Genomic DNA, 20,309 nt, shown 5'->3' on the forward strand with positions numbered 1-20,309 from the left:
GCGCGGGCTCACCCCATCGACGGCTTGAGAAAGATGTCCTTGTCCGGAAAGAACTGCGTGTGCAGCGGCAGCAGCGAGCCGCCCAGCGCACGGGCGTGGGCGCCGACCCGGCCGGCCAGCAGCGCCGGCTGGTGCATGCCGTCGAACTTGTAGGCGGCCAGCCGCTCGCGGGTGCGTGCCAGCAGCGCATCGATCAGGGAGCGGGCCAGCGAGCCGTCGATGATGACGGCGTCCAGATCCAGCATCGCCGCGCCGCTGGCCACGGTCATCGCCAGCGCCAGGCCGGCCTGCTCCAGCCAGGGTTCGGTATAGCCGGCGTAGGCCATGTCCATGATGCTGTCCTGCTGCACCAGCAGCGGATCGAGCCCGGCCTTCAGCAGCGCCTGCTCCAGCTGCCAGCCGGAGGCGACTTCGAGCAGCTGCGGCGGCGCGCTGCCGTTCGCGGCCGCCAGCCCGACCGGCAGCGAGCCGATGGCGCCTGCGTTGCCGCGGTGGCCGATGTCAATGTGGCCCGACAGCACCAGCCCGCCACCGACAAAGGTACCGACGAAGACGTAGAGGAAGCTGCGCACGTTCTGGCCGTGGCCCTGCAGCAGCTCGGCCACGCAGGCGGCGGTCGTGTCCTTGGCGAAGCTCACCGGCAGGTGGGTCATCGCCTCGACCTCCTGCTTGAGGTCCATGTGCTGCCAGCCCGCCAGCGCGTTGTGCGCCTGCGAGCCGAGCAGGCTGGACCACTTGTCCATCGACAGCGGCGACGTCAGCCCGAGGCCGACCACGCGGCTCCACAGCGGGCCGAGCTGGGTCTGCAGCGCGTCCAGCCCCTGCTGGATGCAGGGCAGCACCTGCGCCGGATCGGGGTAGGCGTAGTGGAATTCATGGCGGAAGCGCACCTTGCCGACAAAGTCGCAGGCCAGCACTTCGAGGCTGCGCCGGCCGACCTGCACGCCCAGGCTGATCGCGCCATCCGGGTCGAGCGACAGCGGCACCGAGGGCTGGCCGATCTTGCCGCGGATGCGCTCCTGCTTGATGAGCAGCCCGTCGTCGAGCAGCCGGCTGACGATGACCGAGACCGTCTGCGACGAGAGCTGCGTCAGGCGGGCGAGGTCGGCCTTCGGGATCGCGCCGTGCAGGCGGATCGCCTGCAGCACGATGCGCTCGTTGAACTGGCGCATGCCGGTGTGGTTGGAGCCGCGAACGGCCCGTTCATCGGCTTCGAAGGTCGGAGTCATCAGGTGCATCGGAATCAGGTTCAGGGAGTGGCGACAGGCTCCCGCACCAGCCGGGCCGGATCGATGGCCCCGGTGATGAGGCCGACGATCTGCTCGGGGTGGGTGTGGCGCGTCTCCAGGTTCGCAATGATGCGCCCTTGGCGGAAAACCCAGATGCGGTCGACGAGATCGAAGACCTGGCGCAGGTTGTGGCTGATGATGATCAGCGGCACGCCGCGCGCCTTCAGGCCCTTGATGATCTGCTCGACGCGGGCGGTTTCCTGCACGCCGAGGGCGGCAGTCGGCTCGTCGAGGATGATGAGCTTCTTGGCAAACCCCGCCGCCCGTGCGATGGCCACGCACTGGCGCTGGCCACCGGACATGCCGCGCAGGCTCTCGCTCAGGTCCTGGATCTTCACGCCGGTGGTGGACAGCATCTCGACCGACCGGGCGCGCATCGCCTTGTGGTTGAGGATGGACAGCGGCCCCAGCGACAGCCACGTGAGTTCGCGTCCCAGGAAGATGTTGGCCGGCACGTCGAGGTCCTCGGCCAGCGCGAGCGTCTGGTAGACGGTCTCGATGCCCTGCTCGCGGGCGTCCAGCGGGGAGTCGAAGTGCACCGGCTGGCCGTCGAGCGCGATGGAGCCGCTGTTGGGCTGCTCGGCACCGGTGATCAGGCGCACGAAGGTGCTCTTGCCCGCGCCGTTGTCGCCCACGATCGCGGCGTGCTCGCCCGGCGCCAGCGAGAACTGCGCATCCGTCAGCGCCTTCACGCCGCCGTAGTGCTTGGTCAGGCCGCTGATCTCCAGCACGGGCCGCGGGGTGTTCGTGGAAAGGGCCATGGCAGGGACATCCTTGACAGTCCGGGAAGGTGAGACGGAGGATGCCCCACTCTCCGCTGCATCGCATTAGTAAATCACCTAGGTTTACTTACATACACCGGACGCATCCAATGCAATGCACCACAGGTTGACCCTGACGCCCCGACATGGACGCCGAGCCGGGCCTGCTGGACACCCCACCATCGATTCCTAGATTCCATTCCTGGAGACAAGCCATGTCCATCCATCGCACCCTGGGCCGTCTGGCGGCAGTCATGTTCACCGCTGGCCTGCTGATGTCGGCTGCGCAGGCGCAAACCATCGCCTACATCACCAACGGCAACACCAACGAAGGCTGGACGCTGATCAACGGCGGTGCCAAGGATGCGGCCAAGAAGGCGGGCGTGAAGTTCATCGAGCTGGCGGCCGAAAAGGGCGAGCTGTCCAAGCAGCTGGCGATCGTGGAAGACATGATCACCCGCAAGGTCAACGCCATCGCCATCGCCCCGGTCGACAGTGCCGGCATCGCCCCCGCGATCAACAAGGCCATGGCCGCCGGCATCCACGTGGTGGCGGTCGACACCGGCATCACCGGCGCCAAGATCACCAGCTACGTCGCCACCGACAACATCAAGGCGGCCAATGTCCAGGGTTCGTGGGCCGCTGACCAGGTCGCGGACGGCGACACCGTCATCTACGTGACCGGCGACCAGGGCCAGTCCACCGGCCGCGAGCGCCGCGACGGCTTCCTGCAGGGTCTGAACGCCAAGCGCAAGAACGTCAAGGTCGTCGACGTGCCCACCACCTGGGACCAGACCATGGCCCAGAACGGCGTCGAAGCCGCGCTGCGCACCAACCCGAACGCCAAGGTCATCGCCTGCGCCTGGGACGGCGGCGCGCTCGGCGCCAAGGCGGCGATGCTGTCGGCCGGCCTGAAGGCCGGCTCGGTCAAGATCGCCGGCTTCGACGGCTCGCCCGGCGGCCTGGACATGATGAAGGACGGCTGGCAGCAGGCCAACGCCGCCCAGATGCTGGCCAAGATCGGCGCCGTCGGCGTGGAAACCGCCATCGCCGCGGCCAACGGCAAGAAGGTCGACGCCCGCATCGACACCGGCAGCTTCCTGGTCCTGCCGTCCAACGTCGACCAGTTCGCCAAGGACTCCGGCGTCGGCCAGTTCATGAAGAAGAAGTGACGGAGACGGCCGCCCATGCGCTACATCACACGACAAGAGTGGTACGGGGCCCTGGTCGCCGTGCTGGTGCTGGGGGTGTTCCTCTCGGTGGCCTCGCCGTTCTTCCTGAGCGGCCGTAACCTGAGCAACATCCTCGTGCAGGCGTCGGTGATCGCGCTGCTCGCGGGCGGCCAGACCTTCGTGATCCTGACCGGCGGTGTCGACCTGGCGGTCGGCGCGCTGACCGCACTGGCCGGCGCGGTGGCCGGCTACATGATGGTCAAGCTGGGCATCAACCCGTATCTGGCGATCCTGGCCGCGTTCGGCATTGGCGCCGCGGTGGGCCTCTTCAACGGCTATCTGGTCGCCTTCGTCGGCATTCCAGCCTTCATCGTCACGCTGGGCGGCCTGACGCTGTGGCGCGGTCTGGCGTTCGAATCGACCGGCGGCTTCGACATGGCCGGCCTGCCCGAGCCCTTCCCCTTCATCGGCAACGGCGAGCTGCTCGGCATCCCGATGCCGATCATCGTGATGGCGCTGTTCTACGGCGTGATGGGCTTCATCCTGTCGAGCACCAAGCTCGGCCGCTACGTCTACGCCATCGGCTCCAACGAGATGGGTGCGCGCCAGGTCGGCATCAACATCCGCTGGTACAAGCTGGGCGTCTACCTGGTGTCGGGGCTGTCGTGCGCGCTGGCGGCGATCGTGCTGATGGGCCGCATGGACTCGTCGAGCGGCAAGATGGCGCAGATGTTCGAGCTGGACGCGATCGCCGCCGTGATCCTGGGCGGCACTTCGCTGTTCGGTGGCCGCGGCAGCCTCTGGGGCAGTCTGCTGGGCGCGATCCTGATCGGCATGATCCGCAACGGCATGAACCTGCTGGAGGTCTCGCAGTTCAAGCAGATGATGGCCATCGGCGCGGTGGTGATCCTGGCGGTGTGGATCGACGTGGTGCGGCGCAAGCGGCTGCTGCGCAAGTGAACCGCACCGTCTGTGGATAACATCGGCCTGTGAACAAGTCCTTCCACCTTTACCTCGACAGCGCCGACCTTGGCGCCCTGCGCACCTGCCTGCCGCACCCGGTGGTGCACGGCGTGACGACCAATCCGACGCTGCTCAAGCGCGCCGGTGTCACCTGGGAAGCCCTGCCCGGCCTGCTGACGGCGCTGCTGCGGCTGGGCGCGCAGCAGGTGCAGGCACAGGTCCGCTCGCCCGACGTGGACGGCATGCTGGCAGACGCGGACACGCTGCTGCGGCAGTTCGACCCGGGCCAGCTCGTCGTGAAGATCCCCGCCACGCGCGCGGGCCTGGCGGCCGGCGCGGCGCTCACGGCCCGCGGTGTGCCCGTCACCTACACCGCCGTCTATGCGCTGGAGCAGGCGCACTTCGCCGCCCAGCTCGGCGCCGCCTATGCCGCGCCGTACCTCGGGCGGCTGAACGATTCCGGTGTCGATGGCCTCGCGCTGATCGACCGGATGCAGGCCCTGGTGGCCGCCAGCGGCACGCCGATGCGGCTGCTGGTGGCGAGCATCCGCAGCCGGCAGGCCTACCTCGACCTGCTCGCGCTCGGCGTCGGCAGCATCACGATTCCGCCCGCGCTGTTCACCGAGTTGATGGACCACGAGGCGACGATCGCGGCAGAACGCGGCTTCCTGGCGGACGCTGCGGAGTGACCGGACGCTCGACGCTCAAGCGTTGACGTCCACCACCACCCGCCCGCGGACCTTGCCAGCCAAGATATCCACAGCCACCTGCGGCGCCTCGGCCAGCCCGACCGTGCGGGTCATCGACGCCAGCTTGGCCAGGTCCAGATCCTTGGCCAGCCGCGCCCACGCCTGCTGGCGCCGCGCCGTCGGGCACATCACCGAATCGACACCCAGCAGCCGCACGCCGCGCAGGATGAAGGGCGCAACACTGGTGGACAAGTCCATGCCCTGCGCCAGTCCACAGGCCGCGACCGCTCCGCCATAGCGCGTCTGCGCCAGCGCGTTGGCCAGCGTGTGCGAGCCGACCGAGTCGACGACACCCGCCCAGCGCTCCTTCTGCAGCGGCTTGCCGGCTGTGGATAACCCAGCCCGGTCGAGGATCTCCACAGCCCCGAGCGACCGCAGGTACTCGGCTTCGTCCAGCTTGCCGGTGGACGCCACGACCCGGTAGCCCAGGCCGCTCAGCAGCGCCACGGCCACGCTGCCCACGCCGCCGCTCGCGCCCGTGACGAGGATCTCGCCGCTGTCCGGCCGCACGCCCGCGTCTTCCAGCGCCATCACGCACAGCATCGCGGTGTAGCCCGCGGTGCCGATGGCCATGGCCTGGGCTGTGGATAACCCTGCAGGTCGCGCGATCAGCCAGTCGCCTTTCAGGCGCGCCTTCTGCGACAGGCAGCCCCAGTGCGTCTCGCCAACGCCCCAGCCGTTGTGGATAACCTGGTCGCCGACCTGCCAGCGCGGGTCTGTGGACAACTCGACCGTGCCCGCGCCGTCGATGCCCGGCACCATCGGCCACTGGCGCACGACCGGGCTGCGGTTGGTCAGCGCGAGGCCGTCCTTGTAGTTGATCGTCGAGTGGTCGAGGCGCACGACGACGCTGGCGTCACCGGTGTGCGCGACCAGTTCCTCGTCGGTCAGGTCGTCGCGCAGGCGGGCCGCGAAGGCGCCGTCGGTCTTGGTGAGGTACAGGGCGGTGAAGGACATGGTGGGTCTCCGGTGGGGTGCAGCCGAAGATTGAAGCATGTCGCTCACCGCCCCCGCTGTCACGCGGGTTCAGGCGTTCATGGCGCGCTCTGCGGGCGAGAAGGCGGTGGCCTGGTCGCCGTCATCCAGCCGGGCTTGCGGCTCGAAGCCGAAGGCCGCCGACTGCGCGCTGATGTGCTCAGTCGCTGCGCAGCATCACGCCTGAAGGTGAGCGGCTCGTCTCTGCTGAGGCCGCTTGAGAACACCATTACAAATACCAATCAATCACTTCACGGTCATGGCTTTCTGAGTAGCGATTGGCATCTTGTTGATGACGCTTTGAGTGGGTTCTTCATGGCGGATCAGGTAGTGGCAGGATTTGTGACGCCTAACAAATTTGGACCTCTAGCGCTTGACTGTGCGCCTATACGAAATAGTGGAAAGACTCCGAAGTGGTTAAGTATCGGTGCCCCGTTCTGCTTTGAAGTAAACTAGCGGTGGTTGCGAAAGCCACCTGAAGCAGGTTATCGAAACAACAACTCCGTAGAGAAGACTAATGACATTTATTAGTATTGCATAATTGCGAGCCCAGCCTTGCACCGGAACATCGAAGCCTTGATCCGGAACATCGAAAATCAAGAGTGCGAGCACCACAACCGTTGCACAGAGGATTCTCAGCAAAGTGGAGTCCTGCCGGACGATGAACAGTGTCTCAGCGGCTCCGATAATAATTGCAAAGAAGCTGGCAATCATGAGTGGAATTACCAAAAGAAAAAACACTCCGCCTAGATTAGGAAGTAGTGCTCCAATACCGCCGACGAGGGCAGTAATGGCGATAATCAAGAAGCAGCCGTAGGCAATGCCTTGATGCGTTCGAACTTTCGCTGCGTCCATCGTCGGTTCCTCTCGATACTTAACGAATGAAAGAGACTTCCCCCCGAGGGGGAGTTGGCACCGACGCTGAACCCTCAGCGCCCGAGTGCAACGATCGGATTTCGATGCTCATCGACCACCCTTTCTTGCTTTGCTTGCGGAGACGACTATAACCATCGCGCTGCTCGGCATTGATCTGGCCAAGCCAGTCCGCACCTGGTGCTCGAAGAATGGATCAGCGAAGGCGTTGCGAACGCGGCGGGATGCATGAATGGCCGGTCAGTCTGGCGGATTGGCTGGGGAGACTTTTATTCAAAAACTGTTTGTCGGACGGGGAAGCCCTTGTAGTTCGAGCTAAACGGGCGACGACGCCAGGCCCGGGCCTGGCTTGGTGGCCTGCCGTTGGCGCTCCGCTTGAGCGAGGGGTTAGGCTTCACTCGCGAAACTCAGAAGATGGTCCACGTTGGTCTTGAACTGCAACTTATAGGTTTTCGTTTGGTCATGGGTTGTAGTGACGACCCCGTTGATGACCGAAGTGCCCTTGAGAGGCACGTACTGCCAATAGTCCTGTTGGTCTATTTCCCGGCCGTCGTCACCCAAGCGGTAGCGATTCCAGCTCTCGGCAAAGGCCTTGCGCTTGTACCAAGGAACATACGTCTCGAACTCCGCAACGGCGGTTTGCAGTCCAGGAAATCGTTCCTTCAGTTCATCTCGGATACGAAGCTCGTTTTTCGGCCATGCGACAGGCACCGGGTATAGACCTTGTAGCGCGGTCAGTACCGCAGCCCTGAACTTCGCGGCCGCCGCGGCGCGGCGAGCCTTATAGCCGTTTCTCCAAGCGAGGTATGCGCCAAAGCACGCCAAGAGGATTGCTCCAAGGATTGCAGGCCAGTTCGATTCGATGATCTGGATGACGTCGGGAGCGGGCACGGGTGTTTTTGTGAAGCCTAACTTAATATCGACGTCACACCTTGCTGGCGTAACAACCTTGCTGCTGCGTATCAGCTTGCGAGCAGCGGAACGTAAGTCCGCGCCGGGATTGAAGTTTTTCTCTGTCTGGCATGGTTTGCCCCCCGTAAAAACGCCCCAAAGCCTGCACTGCTGACGTAACCCATTACGCCGTCAGACTCAGCACCAGCATACTCGCGCCCGGATCCGCTCGTCCACTGGGCACTTCTAGAAACCGACCCTGACCGCCACCTGAGCCGCGCGCTGCGGCAAGATGCCGCCCCATGATCACGCCCCGCACCAAGCCATCGAGCTTCTTTCCTGAGGAGGCCGCGGACGACCTGTTCGTGGTGCAGCAGCGCAAGGCCAAGCTGGAGGGCTACGTGCAGACGCTGGCGGCGATGGACGAACTGATCGACTTCGCAGCGATGGCCTCGGCGGTGGACAAGGCCTGCCCTCGCGCTGACCGCAGCAAGGGCGGACGCCCGCCGTACCCGACCGAGGCGCTGGTGCGCATGGTGTTCCTGCAGGGGCTGTACAACCTGTCGGACGAGCAGTGCGAGCACCAGGTGCTGGACAGGCTGAGCTTCCAGCGCTTCTGCCGGCTGGACGGCGCGCTGAACATCCCGGACGCACGCACGCTGTGGAGCTTCCGGCAGCGGCTGGCCGAAGGCGGGCTGGGAGGCCGGGCGATTTTCGAGGCGTTGAGCCAGCAGTTGCAGCGGCACGGCTTCATCCCGAGGGGCGGGCAGATCGTGGACGCCAGCATCGTGCAGGCGCCGATCACGCAGGCCAACGCCCGGGAGCGCGAGGCGCTGAACAAGGGGGAGGCGCCCGAGGGCTGGAGCAAGAAGCGCCTGGCGCACACCGACCGGGACGCGCGCTGGACGCAAAAGCACGGCAAGTCGTACTACGGCTACAAGCTGCACGGCAACGTGGACGCACGCTACAAGCTGATCCGCCAGATGAAGATCACGGCGGCCAACGCGGACGACGGACAGCAACTGCCCGACGTGCTGCAGGTGGCGAACACGCGCAAGCGGCTGCTGGCCGACCGGGGCTACGACAGCGCGGCCAACCGTCAGACGCTGCAGCAGCACGGACTGGCCGACGGCATCGCACGTCGCGCCAAGCCTGGGCAGACGGCCAAGGTTCGGCTCAAGCAGCGCAACAAGACGATCAACCGCACGCGGGCACGGGTCGAGCACGTCTTTGCGGCGCTGAGCCAGCAGGGCGGCAAGTGCGTGCGGGCGATGACGCTGGCGCGCAATGCGCTGGCGATCACGCTGCAGTGCGCGGCCTACAACGCACGCAGGCTGGTGTGGCTGGTCAAGAGCGCAGGTCCGTCCGCACAGCCCGCGTGAGGGGAAAAACCCCGTCGCGGGGTACCGCGACGGTGGGGACAGGGGCTCGCCGCCGTCATCCACTGCTCGTCTGAGCTGGATTTGTGCAGGCTCAGACCAGGTTCAGGGCTGCCGGGCCGGTTTCTAGAAGTGTCCTGGTCAAGTTATTTCGCACAGCCCGATAGGTTGTGTGATTGCCGATTGATGCTCGAAGGCATTGGGTGGCAAGTTGCCCAGTGTGGAGTGCAGACGCACGCTGTTGTAGAAGCTGACGATGTAGTCGGCGATGTCGCTCGTGGCCTCGGCATGGTTGGCGTAATCGCGCTGCCAGACGCGCTCCATCTTGAGGTTCAGGAAGAAGCGCTCCATCACCGCGTTGTCCCAGCAGTTGCCCTTGCGGCTCATGCTGCCGACCAGGCCGTGTCTGGCCAGCAGCGCCTGATGCGCCGCGCTGGCGTACTGGCTGCCGCGATCCGTGTGGACGATCAAGCCCGGCGCAGGTTGGCGCTGCACGATGGCCAGTTGCAACGCCCGGCACACCAGCCCGGCCTGCATGTCCGGGGCCATCGCCCAGCCCACCACCTTGCGCGCAAACAAGTCCAGCACCACCGCCAGATACAGCCAGCCGCTGCGCGTGCGGATGTAGGTGATGTCGGCGACCCAGGCCTGATCGGGCCGCGTCGGGTTGAACTGTCGGGCCAGCACATTGGGCGAGATCGGCAGCGCGTGTTTGCTGTCGGTCGTGTGCACGAACTTGCGCTTCCACGTCGAGCGCAGACCATGCTGGCACATCAAACGGCGCACGCGGTAGATCCCCATGACGATGCCACGCGAGGCCACCGCCGTGCGCAGCCGTCGGCTGCCGTACGCCCCGCCGCTGGCCGCAAATGCCGCCTTCAGTTGCACGCTGGCCTCGCACACCGCCGGCTGCATTCGGCTGCGCCTGCGGGCCGCGTAGTAGCCCGAGCGGCTGATGCCCAGCACCCGGCAAACCTGCTCCACCACCGCGGCCTTCTCTTGCAGTTGCCCGACGAGCTTGAAGCTCATCGCAGTTCCCGGGCAAAGAAGGCCGATGCTTTTTTTAAAACTTCTACGTCGCCCCGGAGTTGCTTGTTCTCGGCTTCGAGCTGGCGGATGCGCTGGTGCTCCGCCGTCAACGGCTTGCCGATGCCAGGCTGCCCCAGCTGTTCCGCATCGGCCTGTGCCAGCCAGCGCCGCACCGCCGTCTCGCCCAGCTTCATGTCCCGGCAGACCTCGCCAATGCCCAGGCCCTGCGACCGGATCATCTGCACGATCTGCAGCTTGAAGCTCGCGTCAAAGACTCTTCGTTTCGTGTTCGTCACGTTCGTTGTCCAGGTGATTTCCACCTATCGGTGTGTGCGAAATCATTAGACCAGGACAGGTCAGGGCCGCTCGCGATCGTCGCGCTGCGCCCGCTCCTGCGCGAACAGCTCTTCCAGCTGCTGGCGCCCCTTGCGCGCCATCGACACCAGCGCCTTCTCGTCGCGGTGGTGCGGCCAGAGCGCTTCGAGCTGGGCCACCGAATGGGTCCGGAACCGGCTGGCGAGTTCGCTGGCACGCTCCGGCGCCCAGCCCATGCTTTCGAGCACGCTGCGTCCGCTGGCCAGTGCCGAGTCCAGCGTCTCGCGCTCGACCAGCGTGACCCCGCGGTCGCGCAGCGCGAAGTAATGCTGCACGTTGCGCGCCCGCGCCACCAGCGTCAGGTGGGGAAAGTGTTCCCGCGCCAGATCGACCAGCCTCAGGCTCTGGTCGACATCGTCGATGGCCACCACCAGCACCTTGGCCGAGGCCGCACCAGCCATGCGCAGCAGGTCGAGCCGCGTGGCATCGCCATAGTGGACCCGGAAACCGAACCCGCGCAGCGAGGCGATCTGCTCGGCATCGTGGTCGAGCACGGTCGCCTTCAGGCCGTTGGCATAGAGCAGCCGCCCGACCACCTGTCCGTAGCGGCCGAAGCCGGCAATGATCACGGGCGCCTCCTGCGGCTCGGTCAGCGCATGGGGCGAGTTATCCACAGACTGCTGTGCATAACGTGGCAGCACCCAGCGGTCCATCACCACCAGCAGCAGCGGCGTGACGAGCATCGACAGCGCCACCGTGCCAATCAGCACCGAGACCTGTGACTCGGTCAGCACATGCGCATCCGCCCCCTGCTGGAACACCACGAACGCAAATTCGCCGCCCTGCGCCAGCAGCAAGGTGAACACCGGCCGCTCAGGCCCAGGCACGGCCACCGTGCGCGCCAGCACCCACAGCACCAGCGCCTTGATCGCCAGAAACCCCGCCAGCAGCAGCAGCACGCTGCCCAGGTGCTCGCGCACGGCATGGAAGTCGATCGACATGCCCACCGCCATGAAGAACAGCCCGAGCAGCAGGCCCTTGAACGGCTCGACGTCGGTCTCCAGCTCGCGCCGGTATTCGCTCTCGGCCAGCAGCACGCCGCCCAGGAAGGCACCGAGCGCAGCCGACAGCTCCACCGCATGCATCAGGCTGGCCAGCCCGACGACCAGCCCGAGCGAGGCGGCGGTGAAGATCTCCGGCGAGCCGCTGCGCGCGATCCAGCGCAAGGCATGGCGCAGCAGCAGGCGGCCGACCACGATGATGCCGACGATCACCGCCAGCGCCCGCAGCGCCTCGCTCCACGGGTTGCCGCTGTCCTGCACCTTGGGCGCCAGCAGCGGGATCAGCGCCAGGATCGGAATGGCCGCCACGTCCTGAAACAGCAGGATGGAGAACCCGGCCTGCCCACCCGCGGTGCCCATCAGGTTGCGCTCCTGCATGACCTGCAGCGCCACCGCCGTGGACGACAGCGCCAGCCCCAGCCCGGTGACCACCGCGACCGGCCAGGACACGCCCAGCAGCAGCGCCACGCCACCCACCGCCAGCGCACAGCCCAGCACCTGCGCGCTGCCCCAGCCGAAGATCGAGCGCCGCATGGCCCACAGGCGCGGCGGCTCCAGCTCCAGCCCGATCAGGAACAGCATCAGCACGACGCCGAACTCGGCGAACTGCAGGATCGCGTCCGGGTCACGGACGAACTGCAGGCCGAAGGGGCCGATCGCGATGCCCGCCCCCAGGTAGCCGATGATCGAGCCCAGTCCCAGCTTGCGCGCCAGCGGCACCGCGATCACCGCCGCAGCGAGGTAAACCAGTGAGGCGTTGAGCCAGTGTCCGTGTTCCATCGCGCCATTCTCCTGGCGCGCAGCATACCGGCCGTACCTGCTGGATCAGGTGTAGTTGCAGCCCGCGGGCAGCGGCCAGCTCGTCGCCGGCTTCATCGCCTTGACGGCGGCGGGCGCGGTGATGCCGACCAGTCCGGTGCCGACCAGACGCTCCAGCTCGTCGATGCTGACGAGGTAGGGATCGAGCGCGGTCAGCCCTTCGACGTTGGGGATGTACCAGGCGATGGCCTTGGCCGCACCCGTGGCCGGGTCGGTGGTGAGGATGGCCTTCCAGAAGAACTCGGGCGTGCGGATGCCGTGGCTGGCGAGGAACCAGTCGTTGGTCGGATCGCTGTAGACCACGCCGCCATAGACCTGCACCGGAGCGATGTCGCGGTAGCACTCGGCGACGTTCTCGGCGTCGAGCCAGACATTGCGGTTGAACGTCGCCACCTGCGGGACGATGTTCGTCATGTAGTTGGCCCGCAGGATGTAGTCCGCGTTGTAGTCCATGTGGTTGGACGAGACGAGGTGGCCGCGGTCGTAGCCGGGGTGGATGGCCGCGGCGTAGCTGTTGGCCGTCGTCTGTTGTCCACAGCCCTCGGGCAGGGTGGGATCGAGCTTGAAGCTGGTGGGGCGAGCGACGGTGCCGTCGTCGAAACCGAGGGTGTAGCTGTACTGCAGCGCGGTGTGCGTGGTGCAGTCGTAGGTGAGCTGGTAGCCGCCGTAGTCCTGGCGGATGACCCGGTCGGTGGCCACCGGACCGTTCGGGGCGGGATACACCGTTGGCACTGGCGTAGTGTCCTCGCCCGGATCCTCGTCACCGCCGCCGCAGGCCGCGAGCAGGACCGCGAACCCCAGCCCCGCCAGCAGGCGCAGGGCGCGCCCGAAGCCCTCAGCGGCTGCCACTGGCGGACCTGATTGCCGAAGCCGCAGGGCCGCAATCGCGCTGCTGGTACACCACCATCCCGTCCGCCTGGACGCACTTGACAACCCCGGAGCCGCTGCCCGTGGCCGGTCCCGCCGCCGTGGCTGGCAGGTTGGCGGGGAATTCGAGCGGGAAGGCCTCGGCCTGCTTCGGCGTGCGGCCCCAGTGCGCCTCGCCCGTCCACGGATTGACCGCCGAGGCGGCCCGGTCCGGCACCGGCAGCCGGGTCGTCGTCGTGCCCATGAGCACGGGCAGGATCCGGTCGCTGCGCAGATAGAACATCAGCCCCGCCACGCACAGCAGCCCCAGCAGCACCGGCCGGCTCGGCACCAGCCAGGACCGTTCGACATGGTGCCGATACCCGCCCGGGACGCTGTAGTCCACCCCGCGCAGACTCGGCGGCGAGACGTACGGCTCGACGCCATCGGCAGCCGAGGCAGTCGAGAAGGGGTTGTGGGCGGGGGACGACAGGCGGGCCATGGCAGATGAAAGCTGGATTTGCGCAAATTGTGTCGTTCTTTTTCTTAACAGTCCGCATCCCGGAGTAAAAAATCGAGGCGCCTGCACAAATCCTCATCCAAACGTCCGGCCTGCCGCGCCAGCGCGGGCTGCGGGCCGGCCAGGAAGCGGTAGAACGCCGCCCGCTGCGGCCCGAGCGCCTCTAGCGCTTCCAGGTGGCGCTGCACCACGCCGAGGTCACCCCGTGCGATCGGCCCCGACACCGCCCCGGCCAGTCCCCGCGCCCCGACGGCCTCCAGCGTGCCGCGCGACAGCGGCAGCAGCGCCCGCAGCGCCTCGGCCTCGTCCACGCCGAAGCTGGCCCACAGCGCCACCGCCTCCTGCAGCACCGGCAGCAGGAAACTCGCCGCGTAGCCGGCCGCCACGTGGTAGCGCACCCGCATACCCGGCGGCAGCACGGTGGCCGGCATGCCGAGCGCCGCCGCCAGCGCATGCAGCGTCGGCATCAGCGCGGGGCCGGCCTCGATCGCCGCGGTGCTGCCGGCCAGGCGGTGCGCGGCTTGTTCCGGGTCGGAGAAGATCTGCAGCGGATGGAAGCCGCCCGTGTGGGCGCCGGCCTGCGCGGCGGGGGCGAGCGCGGCGACCTCGGTGGCGCCGCTGCAGTGCACCACGGCCTGCCCGGCCCGCCAGCGCAGCGACGCCGCCACCGGCGCGATCGCATCGTCCGCCACGGTGAGCAGCACCAGATCGGCACGGTCGACCGCCTGCTGCTGCGGCGTGCTGGGCTGTGGATAACTTGCTGCGGACAGCCGCTCGGGCTGCCGGCTGCCGACCGCGACCACCGGCAGGCCGGCTCGGTCCAGCGCGAGCACCAGCGCCCGCGCCACGCGGCCAGCGCCGACCAGGCCGATGCGCAATGCAGGCAGGTCCGGCAGGGGTGAGGAAACGGAAGAAACGTCAGGGGTGTTCATGGCAGGATGATGCCCATGGACATCCCCGCACTGCAGGCCCGCCTGCGCGATTTCTCGGCCGAACGTGGCTGGGAGCCCTACCAGACGCCCAAGAACCTGGCGATGGCCATGGTGGTCGAGGCGGCCGAGCTGGTCGAGATCTTCCAGTGGATGACGCCCGAGGCCTCCACCCGCGTCGCGGACGATCCCGCCGTGCAGCAGCACCTGGGCGAGGAGATCGCCGACGTGCTGGTCTACCTGGTGCAGATCGCCGACCGCTGCGGCGTGGACGTCGCGGCGGCCGTGGACCGCAAGATCGGGCTGAACGCGGTCAAGTACCCGCCGGGGCGCCCGGCCGATCCGGGCCTCTGAGCGCGTTTTCCCGGCCCGCAAGCCCCGGGGGGGCCTGGCGGTGGCGCCAGGCGCTGCAAGGCCCCTCAGAGCGCCTTGACGACCAGCTTGAAGTCCGGATCCTCCGGGAAGGGCCGCACCTCGTAGCCCAGACCGCGCATCAGCCGCAGCATGTTGGGGTTGTTGGCCAGCACCAGCCCCTCGATGTGCGCCAGCCCCTTGTTGCGCGCGAAGTCGGCGATCGACAGCATCAGCCGCGAGCCCAGCCCCTGGCCCTTGTAGTCGTCCGACACCACCAGCGAGAACTCGCAGGTGGTCTGGTCCGGGTTGGTGATGAAGCGCGACACGCCGATGATCTGCTCGGTCTCGACGAAGACCCCGTCCTCGCCGGGGCGCCGGTCGACATGCACCGCCACCAGCGCCATCTCGCGGTCGTAGTCGATCAGCGTGTAGCGGGCCAGCATGCGCGCTGGCAGCTCGTGCATCGCGCTGGCGAAGCGGAAGTAGCGGCTCTCCTCCGACAGGCTGCGGGTGAAGGCCTGCAGCATGTCGGCATCGTCCGGGCGGATCGGGCGGATGGTGTAAAGGTCTCCGCCCTTCATCGGCCACTCGCGCTCGTAGCTGCTCGGGTAGGGCAGGATGGCCAGGTGGTTGTAGTCGCGGGCGGTCGGGCCGGCATGGTCGATGACGATGCGCGCGTCCACCGCCACCGCGCCCTCGTGGTCCACGATGATGGGGTTGATGTCCATCTCGCGCAGCTGCGGCAGCTCGCAGACCATCTCCGAAACACGCAGCAGGATCTGCTCGACCGCCTCGACATCGGCCGCCGGCGCACCGCGCCACTCGCCCAGCAGGGTCGACACCCGCGCCCGCTCGATCAGCCGGCGGGCCAGGAACTGGTTCAGCGGCGGAAGTTCCATCGCCCGGTCGGCGATCAGCTCGATCATCGTGCCGCCCGAGCCGAAGGTGATCACCGGGCCGAAGGGCACGTCGGTGGTCAGGCCGATGTAGATCTCGCGGCCGCGCTTCTTGCCGCTCATGGGCTGGATGGTCACGCCGTTGATGCGCGCCTGCGGCTGCACCCGGCGCACGGCGGCCAGCATGTCGGTGAAGACATCGCGCACCTGGGTGGCGGTCAGGATGTTGAGCGCCACGCCCTCGACATCGGACTTGTGGCTGATGTCGGGCGAGTCGATCTTCAGCGCCACCGGGTAGCCGAGCTGGCTGGCGATCAGCATCGCCTCGGTGGCGGTGCGGGCCAGCATGGTGCGGGTGACCGGGATGTGGAAGGCGGCCAGCAGCGCCTTGGACTCCATCTCGGTCAGCACGCGCCGGCGCTCGGCCAGCACACCCTCGATCAGCAGCCGCGCGCCCTCGACATCGGGCCGTGCCAGCGTGGACTGCGGCGGCGGTGTCTGCTGCAGCAGTTGCTGGTTCTGGTAGAAGCTCGCCACGTTGGCGAAGGCATCGACGGCGGCCTCCGGCGTGCGGAAGGTCGGGATGGCGATCGCGTTGAGCATGATGCGGGCATCGCGCACCCGCTCGTCGCCCATCCAGCAGGTCATCACCGGTTTGCCCATGGCGTGCACGTTGTCGCAGACGACCTGCGCGATGGCGTCCGGGTCGCTGTCGAGCTTGGGCGAGTAGATCACCAGGACGCCGTGGACCGAGCGGTCCTTGGCGCAGGCCTGCAACGCGGCACGGAACTGGGCCGGCGTGGCCTCTTCGCCCAGGTCGATGACGGATTCCAGCGTGGCGTGGGGTGACAGGTGGGGCGCGAGTTCGGTGCAGCTGGTGTCCACCAGGCGCGCCACCTCCAGGCCGATCTCGTTGGCACGGTCGGCCGCCAGCACCGCCGGACCGCCGCCGTTGGTGACGATCGCCAGCCCCTTGCCGATCGGCTTGTAGCGCGAGGCCAGACACTTGGCGGCCGAGAACAGCTGCGTGAAGGCCCGCACCCGCACGACCCCCGCGCGGCGCAACGCCGCCTCGAACACGTCGTCCGAGCCGACGATGCTGGCCGAGTGGGTCAGCGCGGCCTTGGAGCCCGCCGGCTGGCGCCCGGCCTTCATCACCACCACCGGCTTGGCAAACGCCGCCGCCCGCAGCGCGCTCATGAAGCGGCGGGCATCGTGGATGCCCTCCATGTAGACGAGGATGCTCTGGGTGGAGGCGTCGTTGGCCAGGAAGTCCAGTACCTGCGTCAGGTCGACAGCGGTATTGGCCCCGAGCGAGACCACGGTGGAGAACCCGACCGCATTGCGTGCCGCCCAGTCGAGGATGGACGCCGTCAGCGCCCCCGACTGGCAGACCAGCGCGAGCGGGCCGGTGGCGGCGAGTCGTCCGGCGGCACTGGCGTTGAGCTTGAGCAAGGGACGCTGCAGGCCCAGGCTGTTCGGCCCCAGCAGGTGCATGCCGTGTCGGCGCGCGATCGCGTGCAGGTCCGCGCACTCCGCAGCCGGAAGCCCGGTGGACAGCACCAGCGCGGCGCGGCAGCGGATGCGGCCGGCAATCTCCAGCGCGGCCGCGATGCGCGGGTGTGGCAGCGCGATGATCGCCAGATCGGCCCGCGACTGGGCCAGATCGGACAGCGTGCCCGTCATGTCGACATCGAGAAAGGTCAGCGTGCCGTCGAACTTGTGCGCCTGCAGCTCGCGGAGCATGGCGCGGGCCAGCGACGGTGCCTCGTCCAGATGGTCCGGCGGCCCCGCGAACACGACGATCGACTTGGGGGAAAACAGCGGCGTCAGGAAATGATGGTCCACGTGGGCACACCCGTTGAGAAGGATGTCCTGGTCTAATGATTTCGCACACACCGATAGGTGGAAATCACCTGGACAACGAACGTGACGAACACGAAACGAAGAGTCTTTGACGCGAGCTTCAAGCTGCAGATCGTGCAGATGATCCGGTCGCAGGGCCTGGGCATTGGCGAGGTCTGCCGGGACATGAAGCTGGGCGAGACGGCGGTGCGGCGCTGGCTGGCACAGGCCGATGCGGAACAGCTGGGGCAGCCTGGCATCGGCAAGCCGTTGACGGCGGAGCACCAGCGCATCCGCCAGCTCGAAGCCGAGAACAAGCAACTCCGGGGCGACGTAGAAGTTTTAAAAAAAGCATCGGCCTTCTTTGCCCGGGAACTGCGATGAGCTTCAAGCTCGTCGGGCAACTGCAAGAGAAGGCCGCGGTGGTGGAGCAGGTTTGCCGGGTGCTGGGCATCAGCCGCTCGGGCTACTACGCGGCCCGCAGGCGCAGCCGAATGCAGCCGGCGGTGTGCGAGGCCAGCGTGCAACTGAAGGCGGCATTTGCGGCCAGCGGCGGGGCGTACGGCAGCCGACGGCTGCGCACGGCGGTGGCCTCGCGTGGCATCGTCATGGGGATCTACCGCGTGCGCCGTTTGATGTGCCAGCATGGTCTGCGCTCGACGTGGAAGCGCAAGTTCGTGCACACGACCGACAGCAAACACGCGCTGCCGATCTCGCCCAATGTGCTGGCCCGACAGTTCAACCCGACGCGGCCCGATCAGGCCTGGGTCGCCGACATCACCTACATCCGCACGCGCAGCGGCTGGCTGTATCTGGCGGTGGTGCTGGACTTGTTTGCGCGCAAGGTGGTGGGCTGGGCGATGGCCCCGGACATGCAGGCCGGGCTGGTGTGCCGGGCGTTGCAACTGGCCATCGTGCAGCGCCAACCTGCGCCGGGCTTGATCGTCCACACGGATCGCGGCAGCCAGTACGCCAGCGCGGCGCATCAGGCGCTGCTGGCCAGACACGGCCTGGTCGGCAGCATGAGCCGCAAGGGCAACTGCTGGGACAACGCGGTGATGGAGCGCTTCTTCCTGAACCTCAAGATGGAGCGCGTCTGGCAGCGCGATTACGCCAACCATGCCGAGGCCACGAGCGACATCGCCGACTACATCGTCAGCTTCTACAACAGCGTGCGTCTGCACTCCACACTGGGCAACTTGCCACCCAATGCCTTCGAGCATCAATCGGCAATCACACAACCTATCGGGCTGTGCGAAATAACTTGACCAGGACAGGAGACGGTCCAGCATACGGCAAGGAACGGCCCGACTGGTGCAGCGCAGCAGACAACAGAAAACCCGCTTGCTGTTGCGCAAACAGCAAGCGGGTTCTGGTGTGCAAAACGCCGCATGGACGCTTTGCGGGTCCCTCAGGAAATGAGGATCAGCGCACGACGGCGATCTGCTCGCGGTTGCCGCCCTTGTAGGTGAACATCGTCAGCGCGCCGTTCTTCACGTCGCCCTTCTCGTCGAAGCTGATGTTGCCCGTCACGCCCTTGTAGCCCGCCGTCTTCGCCAGCACCGGCAGGTACTTCGCCGGATCGCTCGACCCCGCCTTCTCCATCGCCGCCACCATCACGTTCAGCGCGTCGTACACGTACGGTGCGTAGATCTGCACGTCCGCGTTGAACTTCGTCTTGAAGCGCGCCTTGAAGTCCTCCATGCCCTTCTTCTGCTCGCCTTCGACGCCGCCCGCTTCCGCGCACACGACTTGCCCGTCGTCCATCGCGCCGCCCGACAGCTTCGGCAGCTCGCCCGAGCAGATGCCGTCGCCGCCCATGAACTTCGCCTTGATGCCCAGCTGCTTCATCTGGCGGATCATCGGGCCCGCCACCGCGTCCATGCCGCCGAAGAACACGATGTCCGGCTTCTTGGCCTTCAGGTTGGTCAAGATCGCGGTGAAGTCCGTCGCCTTGTCGTTCGTGAACTCGCGTGCCACCGTCTTGCCGCCCGCGCCCTTCACGCCCTTCTCGAACTCGTCGGCCTCGCCCTGGCCATACGCCGTGCGGTCATCGATCACCGCGATCGACTTGCCCTTCAGCTCCTTGGCGGCGTAACGGCCCAGCGTGCCACCCAGGTGCACGTCGTCCGCCACCACGCGGAACGTCGTCTTGAAGCCCTGGCGCGTGAACTTCGGGTTCGTCGCCGACGGCGAGATCTGCGGAATGCCCGCGTCGCTGTAGATCTTCGACGCCGGGATCGAGGTGCCCGAGTTCAGGTGACCCACCACACCGACGACCTTCGAGTCCACCAGCTTCTGCGCTGCGGCCGTGCCCTGCTTCGGGTCACCACCATCGTCTTCGGCCAGCAGTTCGAACTTGACCTTCTTGCCACCGATCGACACGCCCTTGGCGTTGAGTTCGTCGATCGCCATGCGCGCGCCGTTCTCGTTGTCCTTGCCCAGGTGGGCAATGCCGCCGCTGGTCGGGCCCACATGGCCGATCTTGACCACTTCCTGGGCGCTGACCTGGGTGACCGCTGCAAAAGCAGCTGCGGCGATGACGACGTTGAGCTTGTGATTCATGGATTCAGACTCCGACTAGGACCAGGGATGAGAAGAACCGGGAAACCGTCTGCCAGCAGCCTGGAGGCCTTGCGCTGG

19 protein-coding genes are annotated in these 20,309 nt (G+C 67.0%); 7 read left to right on the forward strand and 12 right to left on the reverse strand.

Translation table 11 applies throughout. The features are described 5' to 3' along the window. Positions 1-8 precede the first annotated feature (8 nt). Both BDD16_RS07915 and BDD16_RS07920 read right to left on the reverse strand, forming a co-directional pair. Positions 9-1,229 (reverse strand): ROK family transcriptional regulator, encoded by a 1,221-nt coding sequence (locus tag BDD16_RS07915; protein ID WP_179636051.1) that lies wholly within the window; start codon positions 1,227-1,229, stop codon positions 9-11. Positions 1,230-1,249: 20 nt separating this feature from the next. Beyond that, positions 1,250-2,050 carry an ATP-binding cassette domain-containing protein gene (locus BDD16_RS07920; protein WP_179633446.1) on the reverse strand — a complete coding sequence of 267 codons (801 nt, stop codon included), beginning with the start codon at positions 2,048-2,050 and terminating at the stop codon, positions 1,250-1,252. 215 nt (positions 2,051-2,265) lie between these two features. Here BDD16_RS07920 and BDD16_RS07925 point away from each other — a divergent pair, with 215 nt between their 5' ends. Genes BDD16_RS07925 through BDD16_RS07935 form a run of 3 tightly spaced genes read left to right on the forward strand, consistent with a single transcriptional unit; the run spans position 2,266 to position 4,874 of the window. After that, entirely contained in the window at positions 2,266-3,222 is a 957-nt protein-coding gene (locus BDD16_RS07925) for a sugar ABC transporter substrate-binding protein (protein WP_179633447.1), read from the forward strand. Between the two features lie 15 nt (positions 3,223-3,237). After that, complete coding sequence (locus BDD16_RS07930; RefSeq protein WP_179633448.1) at positions 3,238-4,182, forward strand: ABC transporter permease; 945 nt, start codon at positions 3,238-3,240, stop codon at positions 4,180-4,182. 29 nt (positions 4,183-4,211) lie between these two features. Beyond that, positions 4,212-4,874: a transaldolase family protein gene (locus BDD16_RS07935; protein ID WP_179633449.1), complete on the forward strand. Its 663-nt coding sequence runs from the start codon at positions 4,212-4,214 to the stop codon at positions 4,872-4,874. 15 nt (positions 4,875-4,889) lie between these two features. On the opposite strand, the gene acuI is transcribed toward BDD16_RS07935, so the two are convergent. Then, positions 4,890-5,891, reverse strand: a complete 1,002-nt coding sequence (gene acuI / locus BDD16_RS07940; RefSeq protein ID WP_179633450.1) for an acrylyl-CoA reductase (NADPH) — start codon at positions 5,889-5,891, stop codon at positions 4,890-4,892. 37 nt (positions 5,892-5,928) lie between these two features. Between acuI and BDD16_RS07945 the strand changes: the two genes are divergently transcribed. Beyond that, positions 5,929-6,096 carry a hypothetical protein gene (locus BDD16_RS07945; RefSeq protein ID WP_179633451.1) on the forward strand — a complete coding sequence of 56 codons (168 nt, stop codon included), beginning with the start codon at positions 5,929-5,931 and terminating at the stop codon, positions 6,094-6,096. A 230-nt stretch (positions 6,097-6,326) separates the two neighbouring features. Here the strand turns inward: BDD16_RS07945 and BDD16_RS07950 are convergent, their stop codons facing one another. Next, positions 6,327-6,764, reverse strand: a complete 438-nt coding sequence (locus tag BDD16_RS07950) for a hypothetical protein (protein ID WP_179633452.1) — start codon at positions 6,762-6,764, stop codon at positions 6,327-6,329. A gap of 405 nt (positions 6,765-7,169) precedes the next feature. Beyond that, complete coding sequence (locus BDD16_RS07955; RefSeq protein ID WP_179633453.1) at positions 7,170-7,673, reverse strand: hypothetical protein; 504 nt, start codon at positions 7,671-7,673, stop codon at positions 7,170-7,172. A gap of 302 nt (positions 7,674-7,975) precedes the next feature. Between BDD16_RS07955 and BDD16_RS07960 the strand changes: the two genes are divergently transcribed. Beyond that, complete coding sequence (locus BDD16_RS07960; protein WP_179633454.1) at positions 7,976-9,055, forward strand: IS5 family transposase; 1,080 nt, start codon at positions 7,976-7,978, stop codon at positions 9,053-9,055. A gap of 138 nt (positions 9,056-9,193) precedes the next feature. Here BDD16_RS07960 and BDD16_RS07965 read toward each other — a convergent pair. The 5 genes from BDD16_RS07965 to BDD16_RS07985 all read right to left on the reverse strand — a co-directional run bounded on the left by BDD16_RS07965 (position 9,194) and on the right by BDD16_RS07985 (position 14,574). Next, positions 9,194-10,395, reverse strand: a protein-coding gene (locus BDD16_RS07965; protein ID WP_375139092.1) for an IS3 family transposase whose coding sequence is annotated in 2 segments (ribosomal slippage) — positions 9,194-10,107 and positions 10,107-10,395 — 1,203 coding nt in all. Because the reading frame shifts where the segments join, the coding sequence is not laid out codon by codon here. Positions 10,396-10,437: 42 nt separating this feature from the next. Continuing rightward, entirely contained in the window at positions 10,438-12,237 is a 1,800-nt protein-coding gene (kefC, locus tag BDD16_RS07970) for a glutathione-regulated potassium-efflux system protein KefC (protein WP_179633455.1), read from the reverse strand. 45 nt (positions 12,238-12,282) lie between these two features. After that, a complete protein-coding gene (locus BDD16_RS07975; protein ID WP_218897744.1) occupies positions 12,283-13,125 on the reverse strand; it encodes a DNA/RNA non-specific endonuclease in 843 nt (280 codons plus the stop codon). After that, a complete protein-coding gene (locus BDD16_RS07980; protein ID WP_179633456.1) occupies positions 13,112-13,624 on the reverse strand; it encodes a hypothetical protein in 513 nt (170 codons plus the stop codon). Before BDD16_RS07980 ends, BDD16_RS07975 begins: the two co-directional genes overlap by 14 nt. 44 nt (positions 13,625-13,668) lie before the next feature. Continuing rightward, complete coding sequence (locus BDD16_RS07985) at positions 13,669-14,574, reverse strand: Rossmann-like and DUF2520 domain-containing protein (protein ID WP_179633457.1); 906 nt, start codon at positions 14,572-14,574, stop codon at positions 13,669-13,671. 15 nt (positions 14,575-14,589) lie between these two features. Here BDD16_RS07985 and BDD16_RS07990 point away from each other — a divergent pair, with 15 nt between their 5' ends. Further along, positions 14,590-14,925, forward strand: a complete 336-nt coding sequence (locus BDD16_RS07990) for a nucleotide pyrophosphohydrolase (protein WP_179633458.1) — start codon at positions 14,590-14,592, stop codon at positions 14,923-14,925. A 65-nt stretch (positions 14,926-14,990) separates the two neighbouring features. On the opposite strand, the gene BDD16_RS07995 is transcribed toward BDD16_RS07990, so the two are convergent. Then, positions 14,991-17,669 (reverse strand): bifunctional acetate--CoA ligase family protein/GNAT family N-acetyltransferase, encoded by a 2,679-nt coding sequence (locus BDD16_RS07995; protein ID WP_179633459.1) that lies wholly within the window; start codon positions 17,667-17,669, stop codon positions 14,991-14,993. Positions 17,670-17,732: 63 nt separating this feature from the next. Between BDD16_RS07995 and BDD16_RS08000 the strand changes: the two genes are divergently transcribed. Then, positions 17,733-18,934, forward strand: a protein-coding gene (locus tag BDD16_RS08000; protein WP_375139092.1) for an IS3 family transposase whose coding sequence is annotated in 2 segments (ribosomal slippage) — positions 17,733-18,021 and positions 18,021-18,934 — 1,203 coding nt in all. Because the reading frame shifts where the segments join, the coding sequence is not laid out codon by codon here. A gap of 157 nt (positions 18,935-19,091) precedes the next feature. Here BDD16_RS08000 and BDD16_RS08005 read toward each other — a convergent pair. Continuing rightward, positions 19,092-20,231: a branched-chain amino acid ABC transporter substrate-binding protein gene (locus BDD16_RS08005; protein WP_179633460.1), complete on the reverse strand. Its 1,140-nt coding sequence runs from the start codon at positions 20,229-20,231 to the stop codon at positions 19,092-19,094. Positions 20,232-20,309 lie beyond the last annotated feature (78 nt).

Source organism: Sphaerotilus montanus, assembly GCF_013410775.1.
Classification (GTDB): domain Bacteria; phylum Pseudomonadota; class Gammaproteobacteria; order Burkholderiales; family Burkholderiaceae_C; genus Sphaerotilus; species Sphaerotilus montanus.

What these genes read in the sequence shown, in the direction of transcription:
- BDD16_RS07915 (WP_179636051.1), bottom strand. Translation starts at nt 1,229, where the DNA reads ATGACTCCGACCTTCGAAGCCGATGAACGGGCCGTTCGCGGCTCCAAC.
- BDD16_RS07920 (WP_179633446.1), bottom strand. Translation starts at nt 2,050, where the DNA reads ATGGCCCTTTCCACGAACACCCCGCGGCCCGTGCTGGAGATCAGCGGC.
- BDD16_RS07925 (WP_179633447.1), top strand. Translation starts at nt 2,266, where the DNA reads ATGTCCATCCATCGCACCCTGGGCCGTCTGGCGGCAGTCATGTTCACC.
- BDD16_RS07930 (WP_179633448.1), top strand. Translation starts at nt 3,238, where the DNA reads ATGCGCTACATCACACGACAAGAGTGGTACGGGGCCCTGGTCGCCGTG.
- acuI (WP_179633450.1), bottom strand. Translation starts at nt 5,891, where the DNA reads ATGTCCTTCACCGCCCTGTACCTCACCAAGACCGACGGCGCCTTCGCG.
- BDD16_RS07945 (WP_179633451.1), top strand. Translation starts at nt 5,929, where the DNA reads ATGTCGCTCACCGCCCCCGCTGTCACGCGGGTTCAGGCGTTCATGGCG.
- BDD16_RS07950 (WP_179633452.1), bottom strand. Translation starts at nt 6,764, where the DNA reads ATGGACGCAGCGAAAGTTCGAACGCATCAAGGCATTGCCTACGGCTGC.
- BDD16_RS07960 (WP_179633454.1), top strand. Translation starts at nt 7,976, where the DNA reads ATGATCACGCCCCGCACCAAGCCATCGAGCTTCTTTCCTGAGGAGGCC.
- kefC (WP_179633455.1), bottom strand. Translation starts at nt 12,237, where the DNA reads ATGGAACACGGACACTGGCTCAACGCCTCACTGGTTTACCTCGCTGCG.
- BDD16_RS07980 (WP_179633456.1), bottom strand. Translation starts at nt 13,624, where the DNA reads ATGGCCCGCCTGTCGTCCCCCGCCCACAACCCCTTCTCGACTGCCTCG.
- BDD16_RS07985 (WP_179633457.1), bottom strand. Translation starts at nt 14,574, where the DNA reads ATGAACACCCCTGACGTTTCTTCCGTTTCCTCACCCCTGCCGGACCTG.
- BDD16_RS07990 (WP_179633458.1), top strand. Translation starts at nt 14,590, where the DNA reads ATGGACATCCCCGCACTGCAGGCCCGCCTGCGCGATTTCTCGGCCGAA.
- BDD16_RS08005 (WP_179633460.1), bottom strand. Translation starts at nt 20,231, where the DNA reads ATGAATCACAAGCTCAACGTCGTCATCGCCGCAGCTGCTTTTGCAGCG.